General features: G+C 58.8%; 14 protein-coding genes, 1 tRNA gene and 1 pseudogene. 13 read left to right on the top strand and 3 right to left on the bottom strand.

From position 1 onward, the window contains the following. The first annotated feature begins 324 nt into the window (after positions 1-324). A tRNA-Met gene (locus ACP7E0_RS34440) sits at positions 325-401 on the top strand. A 619-nt stretch (positions 402-1,020) separates the two neighbouring features. Here the strand turns inward: ACP7E0_RS34440 and ACP7E0_RS34435 are convergent. Beyond that, entirely contained in the window at positions 1,021-1,215 is a 195-nt protein-coding gene (locus tag ACP7E0_RS34435; protein ID WP_426131807.1) for a helix-turn-helix transcriptional regulator, read from the bottom strand. Between the two features lie 1,090 nt (positions 1,216-2,305). Here ACP7E0_RS34435 and ACP7E0_RS34430 point away from each other — a divergent pair. From ACP7E0_RS34430 to ACP7E0_RS34415, 4 genes are all read left to right on the top strand, one after another. Beyond that, positions 2,306-2,614 (top strand): DUF6634 family protein, encoded by a 309-nt coding sequence (locus ACP7E0_RS34430; RefSeq protein WP_426131805.1) that lies wholly within the window; start codon positions 2,306-2,308, stop codon positions 2,612-2,614. A gap of 7 nt (positions 2,615-2,621) precedes the next feature. Continuing rightward, complete coding sequence (locus ACP7E0_RS34425) at positions 2,622-3,617, top strand: AAA family ATPase (RefSeq protein ID WP_426131803.1); 996 nt, start codon at positions 2,622-2,624, stop codon at positions 3,615-3,617. Next, positions 3,614-4,453: a hypothetical protein gene (locus ACP7E0_RS34420; RefSeq protein WP_426131801.1), complete on the top strand. Its 840-nt coding sequence runs from the start codon at positions 3,614-3,616 to the stop codon at positions 4,451-4,453. The genes ACP7E0_RS34425 and ACP7E0_RS34420 overlap by 4 nt, the downstream gene beginning before the upstream one ends. A gap of 202 nt (positions 4,454-4,655) precedes the next feature. Beyond that, positions 4,656-5,129, top strand: coding sequence for a hypothetical protein (locus ACP7E0_RS34415; protein WP_426131799.1), 474 nt, complete (start codon positions 4,656-4,658; stop codon positions 5,127-5,129). Between the two features lie 228 nt (positions 5,130-5,357). Here the strand turns inward: ACP7E0_RS34415 and ACP7E0_RS34410 are convergent, their stop codons facing one another. Then, entirely contained in the window at positions 5,358-6,734 is a 1,377-nt protein-coding gene (locus ACP7E0_RS34410) for a PLP-dependent aminotransferase family protein (RefSeq protein ID WP_426131797.1), read from the bottom strand. Positions 6,735-6,957: 223 nt separating this feature from the next. Between ACP7E0_RS34410 and ACP7E0_RS34405 the strand changes: the two genes are divergently transcribed. The 4 genes from ACP7E0_RS34405 to ACP7E0_RS34390 all read left to right on the top strand — a co-directional run bounded on the left by ACP7E0_RS34405 (position 6,958) and on the right by ACP7E0_RS34390 (position 8,704). Continuing rightward, entirely contained in the window at positions 6,958-7,374 is a 417-nt protein-coding gene (locus ACP7E0_RS34405) for a DUF983 domain-containing protein (RefSeq protein WP_426131795.1), read from the top strand. Between the two features lie 137 nt (positions 7,375-7,511). Then, the gene (locus ACP7E0_RS34400; RefSeq protein ID WP_426131793.1) at positions 7,512-7,847 is read left to right on the top strand and encodes a DUF983 domain-containing protein; all 336 of its coding nucleotides are present in this window, start codon (positions 7,512-7,514) and stop codon (positions 7,845-7,847) included. An 87-nt stretch (positions 7,848-7,934) separates the two neighbouring features. Continuing rightward, the gene (locus ACP7E0_RS34395; protein ID WP_426131791.1) at positions 7,935-8,162 is read left to right on the top strand and encodes a hypothetical protein; all 228 of its coding nucleotides are present in this window, start codon (positions 7,935-7,937) and stop codon (positions 8,160-8,162) included. A gap of 50 nt (positions 8,163-8,212) precedes the next feature. Continuing rightward, the gene (locus tag ACP7E0_RS34390) at positions 8,213-8,704 is read left to right on the top strand and encodes a c-type cytochrome (protein WP_426131789.1); all 492 of its coding nucleotides are present in this window, start codon (positions 8,213-8,215) and stop codon (positions 8,702-8,704) included. Positions 8,705-8,774: 70 nt separating this feature from the next. Here the strand turns inward: ACP7E0_RS34390 and ACP7E0_RS34385 are convergent, their stop codons facing one another. Further along, positions 8,775-8,948, bottom strand: coding sequence for a hypothetical protein (locus tag ACP7E0_RS34385; protein ID WP_426131787.1), 174 nt, complete (start codon positions 8,946-8,948; stop codon positions 8,775-8,777). Between the two features lie 163 nt (positions 8,949-9,111). On the opposite strand from ACP7E0_RS34385, the pseudogene ACP7E0_RS34380 reads away from it, so the two are divergent. The 4 genes and pseudogenes from ACP7E0_RS34380 to ACP7E0_RS34365 form a co-directional block, all read left to right on the top strand. Further along, positions 9,112-9,426, top strand: a pseudogene (locus tag ACP7E0_RS34380) (transposase); the annotation flags it as partial. A 1,708-nt stretch (positions 9,427-11,134) separates the two neighbouring features. After that, the gene (locus ACP7E0_RS34375) at positions 11,135-12,325 is read left to right on the top strand and encodes an aminotransferase class I/II-fold pyridoxal phosphate-dependent enzyme (RefSeq protein WP_426131785.1); all 1,191 of its coding nucleotides are present in this window, start codon (positions 11,135-11,137) and stop codon (positions 12,323-12,325) included. Positions 12,326-12,499: 174 nt separating this feature from the next. Next, the gene (locus tag ACP7E0_RS34370) at positions 12,500-12,634 is read left to right on the top strand and encodes a hypothetical protein (RefSeq protein ID WP_426131783.1); all 135 of its coding nucleotides are present in this window, start codon (positions 12,500-12,502) and stop codon (positions 12,632-12,634) included. Between the two features lie 198 nt (positions 12,635-12,832). Next, positions 12,833-13,079 (top strand): hypothetical protein (locus ACP7E0_RS34365; protein WP_426131781.1); only part of this gene is annotated, 247 nt, incomplete at its 3' end.

Genomic DNA, 13,079 nt, shown 5'->3' with positions numbered 1-13,079 from the left:
AGGTCGCTGCCAGGTCTATTAAAGGCAAGAAAATACCAAATACACAGTCTTCTCTTCATCCTCCGGCCCAGCCGAACAACAGGCCGCCCTCAAGCGGCCTTTTTGCTTCGGTAGAATAACCGGAAACCGAAATAAACGGCCGTCAGAAACTCTTTCTTAGTCACTCATAGCAGACAAATCTCTTCTGGATTTGCCCTGAAATGCGAGGGAAGGGAAATACGGCCCAACCTGTAAGCGACAAACCTTCGGTTTGCGCTGTTGACGATAACCGCTACAAGGCGGTTTCCTTGTAGCGATATTCGGCTCCGCCGAGTACGCTGGTGACGCGGGGTGGAGCAGCCCGGTAGCTCGTCAGGCTCATAACCTGAAGGCCGCAGGTTCAAATCCTGCCCCCGCAACCAAACTTTCCAGTGACTTATCAAGGTTGCAGCGCCCCAGGGCGCGTGTGCAGTTCTCGTCGTCCGGGAAACTGGGCCACAATCTGGGCAACGCCGATCTGCAGACGATTTGCGCGCCGGTTCCCATGATCTGTCGAAGGCGGATTTCACTTGCTGCTTCCTCGCGTTCCTGCCTGCTCCTCCCATAGTGTCGTCCGTCCAGCCTCCGGCGTCAACATCCCTCGGTCTTGACCGGTTCATCGGGCCGTCGGCGCGGTGGAGCGGCCAGAAAAGGGGGGCGCGCCGTAAGTATGGATTGGCAGTACGTCCGATGCGATGACGCCTTCCGAAGGCATGGCGCCATCTAACCCGGTCGTCCGCATCCCGCGACGCGCGTGATCGGCGCACTTTGCCCGATAGGGGCGTGGCAAGGCACTGCTGCAGTCTATCACCGCAAAAAGGCGGCCCGTGAGGGCCGCCTTTTTGCGTTTCGGGCGCACGATGTACGCAGCATCGGGCGTCGGCGCGGGACGATCGGCAGACAACGTCACGGCAACTCCCCCCTGTCGGCCTCGTTGAGCACCGCCAACGAGCGCCGCGTGGGAAGCGGTCGATTCACCTGTCTTGCTCTCGTTCGACATCTTCATCTCTTCAACACGATCTTCCGGATCCACTCGTGGACGTCCGGAATGAACCAACGGTCGTCGCCGTCGGGCCAGTACTTCACCGGCTTCGGAAAGCCGGGCAAGCGTTCGAGATATCTATATATGGTCTTCTTCGACAGACGCAGAATGCGGCACAGGTCGGCAAACGTATAGAATCCAATGCGATCGTCCATGCATATTCTCCTTGGTTACAAGATACCGTCGGCGCCCCGGAGACCGGGGTCCGTACTTCAGAGTTCATGCTTTGCGGTAGTACGAGCCGCTTATAGCACGGCGCTATTCGGACGTCTACATGGAAAATGGGAGGGCAGATATTATGCATGTTAAGCGGTTCCGTGTCAACTTCGTTGTCAACTATTTGATGGGTTTTTTTTCGAAGCGTCCTAGCCGGGCTCGAATCCATCAGCGGGTTGGCGTCAAGAAACGCTGAGTCGGATTGGACCGCTCGCGACCTGAGCATGCTGCACAACTGTTGACACGCGAGATTGAAGGTGCCAATATGATCATGTGGTGAGCATAGAGATTACATAGTGGGTAATGTCGACCGCCAGCACCCGCGGACACGCGAACAGATCGGAGCTAAGTCTACCCGGACTGTCCCGTCCGACAACGGTGGGACCGCGGTCGAATCCTTGCCGCAATGGACGCGACGGAGTCGTCTCCAACGACCGTGAGGAGGGAGGTCCGAAAGGATTCGAGCTGCTCGACGCCGCCACGCCGAGCTCGGAAGATCCGCTTGCATGCCCGTTCGCCCTCATGGATTCGCCGGAGTCCTATGGAGGCTACAGTGCGCCTGTGAGGACGTCTGGAGGGTCGTGACTTCCCGCCCGCCGTTGGATCCTTTGCCCAACGGCGCGCCAGGTTCGTGGACTCATCGTGATGGGACGCTCTTGCGTCGGCGCATCTCGACGACAAGCGGACACGACGACCCGAAGCCGGATCGGCGTCCGGAGCGGATGCCTGCCTTCGGTTTGAACATGCTCGGGAGAATGTCAGGAGATCGATCATGGAGAGTCTATGCCGACATTGAATGCCCCGCACGTGACGTGACGATTTCGCGGTCGCCCCAGTGATAAGCCAATCTTTAGCGCGTTGATTCCAACGGATCACCCGACTGCGGATCCGAGCGCTTCTGCGTGGCGTTCAAGCACCAAACGAGCAAGCGAAGCCTCGCTACGCGCATTGCGACCATGTGCGTGGCCGATCGCGCTTGCGTCGCTGGATCCTTGAAAGAGAACCTGACCCCCATAGGAAATACCAATCATGCCCACCCGCATCACAGCCGAAATCAGGCGTCTGAAAAAATTGCTCGCCGACCTCGAACGGCTTGAGTCCGGCACCGTCACGTCGCCAGCGCTGCTGGCCGTGCCTTTCTTGGATCAATGGGTCCACTCTTGGCGAAAAGTGCCTTGTCTGGAAGGCGTCGTCGAAGGGCACCCATCGCTGCCCAATGGGCACGGGATCGTCACCAGCGAGGTCTACGCGCACCTCCGCGCCGACGACGAATATTTCGTTCGCACGCTGAGCCGCTGGTATCGGCTCGGCGAGCCCAGACCGAGGACCTTGTCATGAGCATCGAATGACCTCTGCCGCGTTCAAAGAGGTCAAGAAGCGGCCTGCGGTCATGCTCGCGTATTCCCTACTGCGGCGCGCTTTGAAACATACGCGTCAGTTCCGCGGAGGCGCCGCGGGTCTTATGATCGTCATTGTTGACAAGAGTTGGTTTCCCCGTTTTGAACGCGCCGCAGAACTCCTGTTTTCTGGACAAGCACGCGCGTTTTTCAACGCGGAGACATCTATGCACCGCGTAGTCTCGAAAGCGTACGGCTCGAAAAAGACGGTTGGTCTCGACCTTCTAACCTATAATGCGCAGACGATCGTGCTCACCGATAACATTGAAGCACTCTCTAAGGCTGTCCGAGTCGCGGCCGACGCCACAGTCATCGTCGAGAAACCGACTGCTCGACACCTGAACGCCGTCCGCAAGTTGGCCCGGCGACCTCGCCTTGACGCCACCACTGCAGAAGCCGTGGCCGGTGAGGATTGGGAAATGATCGAGGCGCTGGTCTCCCGATATTCACTTTCTGACTTCAGCTTCGACACCCTTCGTTTAGTAAGGGATCCGGGCGTGCTCGAAGGACCTCGCCTCAGCGAATTGCCGGGTTTTGAGCCAGCTCGAGAATGGGCGTCAAAACTCGCGATTGACCTGCTGTCATGGAAAGACAAGAAGCTTGCATGGTCGCAGTTGGACAGAGGCGCCCTTGTCGTCGGTCCACCGGGTGTCGGAAAGACCATGTTCGCCAAGGCGCTGGCCGCGGAGCTCGACCTCATACTCGTTGCAACGTCGGCCGGCCAGTGGCAATCCGCCGGAGACGGACATCTTGGCGACATGCTCGGGTCTATGCGCAAATCCTTCGACGAGGCAAAGTCGAAATCTCCTGCATTGCTGTTTATCGACGAGCTGGACTCGATCGGAAACCGCGAGCACCGGAGCAGCCGACCGCATACTATGAGACGCAGGTCGTCAATTCGTTTCTTGAGCTCACCAGTACTGCGGCCGACTGGCCCGGCGTGATTTTGCTCGCGGCCACAAACAGACCAGGGGACATAGAACCGGCCATACTCAGATCGGGCCGTTTCGAGCATCACATCAGCCTTGAGCTTCCCACACCGGAGGAGCGAGCTGCAATCCTTTCGTATCACCTCGGCGGGATTGACCCGGAAAGGCTGGCGCCGTTGACGGATCAGCTTGATGGCGCCTCGCCCGCCGATCTCGAAAGGTTGGCACGAGCGGCGAAACGATTGGCGCGTGCAAAGGACCGGAACATTAAAGTTGACGACGTCGAAGCGAGCATGCCCCCGTTGATCAAGCTCGACGGTGCGCTGCTACATCGCATAGCGACGCATGAATGCGGGCACGCGATGGTCGCACTGACATCGGGGTTCGTGGACGTCGTGACGGTCAAAATCAACGACACGATCATCGAAGGGAGTTTTCAGTCGGGTGGCCGCATGACCGGCGACATGAAGGGCCACGTTCTGCCGACGGAGAAGTTCTTCCGGGCAAGGATTCGAATAGCCTTGGCGGGCATGGCGGCCGAAGGCGTCGTTTTGGGAGGTCGGTCAATCGGAGGTTCTGCGACCGTTGGCTCGGACCTCGACGAAGCGACGCGGATCGCGACATGCATGGTCGTCAGCTATGGGATGGGAGACAGCCCTCGCTTCGAAATCGACCACCGCCGCGCAACCGAATCCTATCGACCCCCTGCCTATTTCCGTCCCGAAATCGATCGAATTCTTCGGGAAGAGTGGGATGGTGCGAAGGACATTCTGGCCGAACACAAGGATAGGCTCATATTTCTGGCCGAGAAGCTGGTCACTGAACGGACGATGAGAATCTCGTCGACTTGAAGGTGGCGGCTGGCGTTTCAAGCGCCGCCGGCCACGAACGCTCGCGCCGCGTCGCCTGACACCCGAAGGTCCGGCTGGTTCCGCCGCCACGCTTCGACGGCCGTCGGATGTTGATCGCGGGGATCGCTCAACGCTCGAAACGACATTGTCGCGACGCGAAGGATTCAATTGGCATGCAAGCGCGTGACTGGTGAAAGCGGAAATGGACAAGATCGCCGACCTCGCGAACCGATATCCGCACCTGACATTCGGGAATCTACGATTCGGCATCGAGTGTGGCGAGGGCTGGGCGGACATCATCCGCGCCTTCCTCGTAACGGCGGAACAGGTGACCGCCGCCGAAGGCGGGACCCTTCATCTGCTGCAGATCAAAGAAAAGATGGGAGGACTGAGGATCTATTACAGACTGGCCGATACCCCGCAAAGGGACTGGATCGGCATTGACGAGGCGTATTACCTGGCCGAGGCGAGGTCATTCCACGTTTGCGAGCATTGTGGCCGTCGCGGCGTCCTGACCTATAATGGCATCTTGTATGCAACGCGTTGTACGGAGCACGCAGCAGAACTCGAATCCGAGCCGGTATCTCCAGGGCCAAGCATGAATATCATAGTGGCCAATACTGTTGTTCCATACGATCCAGATGAGGATCCGTTCGTCTTCATGAGGACGGATTGAGTAGGTTCGGACGTTTTCCAAGTGGGCAACGCCAAGTTTCAAGACCGGTTTTGGAGGTGGTTTTCATCTCTACCCTCCGCCAATCGACATCCGCATCAACTCACATCAATGAGAAGTTCGGGGCCGCCTGCGGTCTGACTGCTTCTCGAACGCAAGAGACGAAAGCAGCCGGACCGCCGCGGTTCGCCGAAGTCCGCTATCGGCCCCGAAGCGGACCTGCAAATGGCGTCAAACCACCATTGTCGAGATCGCCGGCTGCTGGGACAACAGGTCGGCGAGCACTGCCATACTCCGCTTTACTTCCTCTAAGCTTTCCGGAGCGCCAAGTCCGATCCTGATCGCCTCCGGAGGGCTTGAGACAGCGAAGGCGTCGCTGGCGACGACGGCGACGCCGACAGAACGAAGTCTCGAAACGAGTTCGCCGCGTGTCCAAGGTTCCGGGACGTGCATCCAGACGTGGAACCCTCCAGATGAGGTCTCGGCATATTTGTGCAGCGTCGCGTTCAGGACTTGCAGCCTCTCGGCGCTCTCCCGGATGATCTCGTCGCGCACCATGTCCGCGAGCCCGTTCTCGATCCATCGCGAGGCAACCGCGCTGGTGAGCGGAGAAACCATCGAAGCCGAAGCGCGGATGGCGCTGGCGAGCCTGAGAGATCGTCCTTCCGGTACAGCGATGTAGGCGACGCGCAGGGCGGGAGACAGGCACTTCGACAAGCTCGCCACATGGTAGACGATATCTGGTGCGAGAGCGGCGAGCGGCGGAGGCGCGTCGGGAACCAGGGCACTATAGGCATCGTCCTCTATCACTGGGACATCATGCAATCGGGCCAGCTCAACCAACTCGCGACGTCGGGCGAGCGGCATGGTCCGCGTCGTGGGGTTGTGGAGCGTTGGCATGCAGTAGAGCGCCTTCGGCTCTCCATTCTGGCAGGCTCGCTCGAATGCCTTAGGAAGCAAGCCATGCTCGTCCATTTCCAGCGGCACGAGCTTCAGCTTCAGATGCGAGGCGACGGACCTGAATCCGGGATAGGTCAATTGCTCCGCGCAGACCGTGTCGCCCGGCTCTGTCAGAACGCTCAGCACAGCATTCAGCGCACCCTGAGCACCTGCTGCGACGAGGACGCGATCAGGAGCGGCATCCGGAAGTCTGCGCGACAGCCAGGACGTCGCGATCATCCGGTCCTCCATGATCCCTCCCGGCTCCTGGTAGCGCATTAGAAGGTCGAGACCCTGATCCTCGAGGTCCCTGACAGTTTCCCAAATCCGGTGGGTGAGGGAGCGGTTCTGGAAACGCGGCGGCAGGTTCATGCTCATGTCGACCAGCCCTGAAGGCTGCGCGCGAGCTGGAGCGTTTCGCCGCGCCTTCACGTAAGTGCCTTGGCCAACGCGGCCTTCGATCAACCCCCGACTCTGAGCCTCCGCATAGGCGCGGCTTACTGTCGTAAAGTCGATTTCGAGGTCGTCCGCAAGCCTGCGCTGCGTCGGAAGGCGAGCACCCTCGGTAAGCTGTCCGCTGGCAATGTCGGCAGCTAGCGCGTCAGCGATCGCAAGGTAGATCGGCCCGTCCCTGGAGCCGAGCTTCGGTATCCATGATGTCGCAGCCATGGGAGGGTCCGCCGTGATCCTATCAATCTGAATTATATGGTTCGCTTAACTCGATACAACTAAACGACCAGCAAAAAAAGAGGCTGGGAACATTCGCTACCAATTCATCTTTGGTAGCCGTCAGCCTGTCATCCAGGCCTGCGACGGTTTGTACAGTTACCGCATTGTTAGGAATATTGTATGTGTATTGTATGCAATCAATTCTTCCTGCGAGGATAACGACATGAACACCGAATGGCCGCCACTTCCCCCCATCCGGACCGGCATCAACGGCCTTTGCCCCCGTTGTGGACAAGGCCATCTCTTCGATGGCTTCCTGTCGCTGAAACCGCGATGCGAATCCTGCGGCCTGGACTACTCTTTTGCCGACCCTGCCGATGGCCCCGCCTTCTTCGTGATTTGCTTCACCTGCATCCCGGTCGTCGCCATCGCGGTCTACATCGAAGTTGTCTATTCGCCCGCGAGGTGGGTCCACCTGTTGACGTCGACCCCGCTCATCCTGCTGACGTGCCTTCTGCCGCTGAGGCCGCTCAAGGGCTGGCTCGTCAACAGCCAGTTTTTCTACAAGGCAGAAGAGGGCAAAATCGACCGCGACTATGTCAGGCCGAAAACGCCGCCCACCGCGCAAGGCACAAACTGAGAAGCCTCGGCTACCGCTCCTCATCCGCCGACGCTGTTTCGGCCGGATACCGCCATGACGTTTCTGGGTCTTGAATCGCAGATGCTGGTGGGGATCCAGTTCGCCTTCACCGCCTCCTATCTTTGGGAATAAAAGCAATGACCAACAAATCGCTTCCGCTGTCGCCGGGCAAGACCGGGTTTAATGGCCCGGTACACTCCCCAACCGAGCCAAAGGATCGTCTGGGTATCTATGTGATTTGCTTCATATGTATAGTCGGTGTTGCGCTGGTGTGCTGGATACAGATTGCTTACTCGCCCTCTGTCTGGGCGCACCTTGTCATCGCTCTCCCTCCTGTGCTTCTGGCTTGTCTTCTGCCAATTCTGCTGTTGAAAGGCTGGCTCACAGGAAGCCGGTTCTGCATGAAGGATAAAGCGGAACGTATCGAAATTCCGGAGAAAGCAAGCGGCGTGAATATTCGAGCAGCCGCCTGACGATACACCTAAGCATCGCATCTGAATGGCTATGGCTTGCCCGGAGTAAGTCATAGCGCGCGTCGCTAATCTACATGAGAGCATATTATGGAGTGGACACCTATTGTCTTTGGCACGTTCAAGGCACTGGTATTGGGCATTGGCATGTATTTCGCAGTCAAGTGGCACTATGATAAGGCGGGGACGGAGGAACGGCGAGCCGTCCTGCGCACGGGCGGCATGCTGGCCGCGGTCTTCCTTCTATTGCTTCTGGTCGTGGGGATCATTGCATATGTCCTCAGCAGGATGCTTGGTTTGGATTTGAGCCTGCCTTGATGGCACCACACCCAATTCGGCTGCGTCGCGCGGGAATGCGGGAACGACCCTTGAACGGGAACGTCGACAAGCGACAGGAACCGGACACTTGCTTGATCAGAAGCATTGGCCGTGGCTGGCTTCGGTATCGTGACGGCAGCCCGCCTCGTTGTCCGAGCCTTCTTTCAATGATCCGCGATAGGAGAGTGGCGTCGATCCTCCTGGTGCTAGCGACAGCCGCGCCAGTGTCTGCGGCAGACTCTGAACGAGGCCGGCGCATCTACGAACGGTGCAGCTCCTGCCATGTTCTCGACGAGAAACGGAATGTGTTTGGCCCGCACCTAAAGGGAATCATCGGACGTAGGGCCGGGTCACTTCCAGACTACGCCTACTCCCATGCCATGAGAGCTGCTGGCGAGGCAGGCCTCGTATGGGAAGAGCAGGCGCTGCGCGATTTCCTGTACAGCCCCAAGAAAAAGGTGCCGGGAACCAAGATGCGCTTCTGGGGACTCTGGCGCTCCGAAATCGACGACCTAATGGCCTATCTGAAGAGCTTGAAGTAATCCGCTGCGACGTCCGCTTCTGACGGATACCGTTGAAAAACTCGTATCCGTTCGTCTGGCGGCTATTCGATCATTTGCAGGCGGTGGCTCGCGCCTCCTTGTCGAAAATGTATCGTCCTGAGGTTTCGTCAGCGCAGCGGCCAATGTAGTCGTTGGCATCAAGCAGTCCCTTCACGACCACGCCAACGCTGATGAGGATGCCAAATCCAATTGCTGCTGCAATATATCTAAAAGCTGGGCGCATTTTGTTTTCCGCTGCATGTCGCTGTCTGTGTTTCACTGGAATCTAACAACAGATTGTTTGTGCAAGCTCTCCCAGTGGTTAAACTGCTGAGTTCTCAATTCAGGGTTGCTTTTGTTGAGCCTTCCTGATTCAATTCTGCCATTGATTTGCGGAGGATTGAGCGATGATGGGATGTCAGACGGCTCCGGCGCAGCTCTTCTACGACTTCTGCCTCGATGATCACGTTCCTGCTGACCATCTGCTCCGCGGGATTGACCGCCATCTTGATCTTGATGGTGTGCGGGCGCGGCTGAAGCCGTTCTACAGTGGCACTGGACGGCCCTCCGTCGATCCAGAACTGATGATGCGGATGCTGATCATCGGCTACTGCATGGGCATCCGTTCCGAGCGACGGTTGTGCGAAGAGGTCCATTTAAATCTTGCCTATCGCTGGTTCTGCCGGCTCGGTCTGGACGGGAAGGTGCCGGACCATTCCAGCTGCAAGGCGCTATCGCCGCCTGACGGCGGCGTAGATGATACCCTGCGCCGAGGCGCGGGGATCGACAACGCGTAGCCCGCTGCAAAAGAAGGCCCGAACTGACGGACGAGCAGATACTCTCTCGAGTTTTTCAATGATATCGACGCGCAGGAAACATAACGCCGCCGCAGAGCTATGTCCGTTTTGGGGCTCGCGCGATGACGACCCTCTACGACCGATATGGGGGCGCAAAGCGGTCATACACGTGGTGATCGCCAGATGGCGACTTCGGCCCTGAAAGCGGAAATTATTGCCGCTCGCCCGTGCTGTTGACTGACGCCCAAAGCCAGGGCACAAAGGTGGCATCCACGGTCGCTCGCGGCGGAAAAACATAGGGAATTTCAAGGCCATTTCATTAAGTCATTGAAATCATGTGAGAATCCAGGTTGCCCAGGCCACCGCAATTTTCGGCTGCATCTCGATATCAGCGTCGTCCTGCTCCTATCCGAGAATCTCCATGATTTTCAGCCGGTTAATAGAACGACCGTCGCCATGGCGACTTTCGATTAGTGAGCTCATGGGCGCAATCTGCGATCGCAGCGATGCTGGCTGGGGACCCTCCTTTGCGGGGAAATTATTTCCGCTTAGGGCCATCGTGCTGAAAAACTCCTAAATTGGGGCGCAGGGTTGCCGCAGACGCCGCTACCCCCACGACCGCCGACGCCCGTCATCGCGCGAACGCGGCTATGACCATGAGTGGCGAAAGGCACGTGCCGACTATCTCGCCATGCACCCGCATTACCGAAAGTGCGGCAATACCGCGAACGTGGTCGATCACGTCATTCCGCACAAAGGCGACAAGCGCCCGTTTTGGTCGCGCACCAACTGGCAACCTCAATGCACACCTTGCAATTGCAGGGACAAACAACGGCAGGAGCGTAGTCTACGCTTCATTGCTGAAGCCGCTTCCTCCGCTCCATAAGAAGCTCGTGCTCGACAAGTTGCTTTCCAGCGTCAGTAAGACCTGTTCCCTCAGTCAAGCCAAGCTCACGGAATTTTCGGTCAATGTCGTCCGTGAGGGTGGCGCTCTCGTGTCTGTAGAGCCTCAAGAGGCTGTTCCATTCGTTGTAAGTGAAGTACCACCGATCGATCATATTGAGCCTCTCCCCGTCGAACGTATCAACGATAGCACGCTTTTGCTTTTTGAAGGGGTCGCACAGTCTATCACCGAATGGGCGCTCGACTACGGCGACGCTCTATGCAGTGGGTCGACGGCACAGAGTTCCGGTTCGGATCGGAGGCTTCGACATGATGTGACATAGCCTTCGAATTCGATCTTGGCCGGATCGTCCCACGCGGACGACGGGATGGATGAAGCCGTCAATGTCTGCTGCGCCAGGAGCGTGTCCCAAAGCGAGGTTCTCCAGAGCCTGTTCCCATACATGCGTGCAGCGGCTCCAAACACAAGGGAGCCAACAGACTGCTAAGAGAAGCGTGACCGGCGTGAACGATTAGGCTATCAAAGACCAGAAGAGCTTGACCCAAATGCCCGATTAGAGACGCGGCCATTGGTCTTACCCACGGTTGTGTGCGTCGGTTCTCTGCAGATTGCGCAAAGGTAAAATGCACAAGAACTTTCTACTACGCGCATGCCGCCAAAAATGGTAATTTACGCAAAGGTCGGTTTCGTCGGGGGGACATGCGCCGCCTGCAGCATGGGGAGTGCGTCGTGCCAATTGCCACCATGTCCAGCCGGATGCTCGCCGTCACCGAGGAAATGCGCACGGTCATGGATTTTGCGCGGAACGTTCTGGAGGGCGACGGCCTAGGGCCGGATGCCTGCGATTTCATGTTCGGCAATCCGCAGGAAACGCCGTTGCGCGGCCTCGTCGATGCGCTGGTCCGCCACACCGAACCGCAGGATGTTCACTGGTTCGGTTACCAGAAATACGACGCTGTGGCGCGCGAGACGGTCGCTCGCGGGCTGAGCGAAGCGCGCGGCCGCTCCTACGAACCGGCCGACATCGCCATTACAGCCGGAGGGTTCGGCGCGATAGCGGCGGCGCTGCTCGCCGTGCTTGAGGTGGGAGAGGAGGTCATCTATCCGCGTCCCGGCTGGTTCGCCTATGGCGCCCTGATTCGCGGTGCGGCAGGGACACCCGTCGCCGTCGACCTGGCACCGGAAACCTATGACCTCGATCTCGAAAGGATCGAGGCAGCGATCACCCAGCGCACCCGCGTGGTGGTGGTCAACACGCCGCACAACCCTACCGGCCGCATCTTTCCCCCCGCTCAACTCGACGCGCTCGCCGACAAGCTCGCGGCCGCGTCCGAAAGATTTGGCAAGGTGATTTATCTCCTTGCCGACGAGCCCTATGCGCGACTGGTGTTTGACGGCCATGCGCATATCAGTCCGGCCGAGAGCTACCCGCACACGCTGATCGCCTATTCCTTCGGCAAGACCTTGCTCGCGCCCGGCGAGCGCCTGGGCTGGCTCGCACTCGGGGCGGACATGCCCGAAGCCGATCGCATAAGGCTGCGTGAGGTTGTCGACATGGCACAGGTTTCGCACGGTTGGGCTTTCGCCGGCCGTACCCTGCAGCGGGCGCTGCCTGATCTGGAGAAGCTCAGCATAGATGTTGCAGCCCTCGCGCGGCGCCGCGATCGCATGGTCGAGGGCCTGAGGGCAGCGGGATACGACCTGCCGGTGCCTGAAGGTACCTTCTATCTCATTCCACGCTCCCCAATACCGGACGACGTGGCCTTCGCGGCACGCCTCGCAACTGACGGTGTCTGGGTGCTGCCCGGCAGCGTTGCCCAATTGCCTGGACGTCTGCGCATCAGTTTGACTGCAAACGACGGGATGGTGGAGCGCTCGTTGCCCGTCTTTGCGCGAGCGATCCGGGAAGTCGCAGCCTAACTTCTGGCGACAGTTCCGGGATGCGTACACCCTTGACCATCCTCTCTCAAAAGGCAAAATCTATTCACCGCCTCCCGATGGGGTCGGTCGACAGGCGATGGTCAAAACTCGCTTCCATACCTCGGCGTGCATGCCGAGAACCTTGGGCGGAAGCTGAAGCCGTGGAAACAGACCATGGACTTCGTCTATTTTCTGGGCCTGCTGTCCGCTTCCATCATCGGTCGTGGACGCCGGTCGATGGTCTCCAATCGTTCGACAAACCCGCACACGAACCGGAGCTACCGGGCTGAATGGCAGCATTTCGGCTGAGACAATCCCAGAGACACAGTCGGCCGCCGTCGCCAAAATCGGCCCTGATCACCGCTTGTCCTCATTCACAGTAACCGAAGCTATACCGATGCTGCGGCCGCGGCGGCAAAGCGACTTCTGGGTGCACACACACCAGGGGCGTCCTCGCGGTCGCGGCCACGCAGTGCTCGCCGAAACGATGAATAGCGAGCGTCCGAAATGACCGCTTCGGGACAACAGGCGACCACGGCTGGCGTCCCGTTCGCGCCATTTCCGGACCTTACGGTGCGAGGCGTCGGCGGCCAAGGCGCAGCAGTTCCGAATATCCTTTTGTCACTTGTCGGGAAAGGTGGCCTGGCGGTTGCGATCGACGGCCCACCAAGCTATTCGGGCAATCCCAATATGCGTGCTCCCTCTGTAAGCCTATCGGCGACTGCCCGCGCCATGCCGACTTCGAAGAACAAGC

It is taken from the genome of Pararhizobium sp. PWRC1-1 (assembly GCF_049897905.1).
Taxonomy (GTDB): domain Bacteria; phylum Pseudomonadota; class Alphaproteobacteria; order Rhizobiales; family Rhizobiaceae; genus Pararhizobium.
Note: the sequence above shows the minus strand (reverse complement) of the source record. Positions and strands in the feature narration are given on the sequence as shown.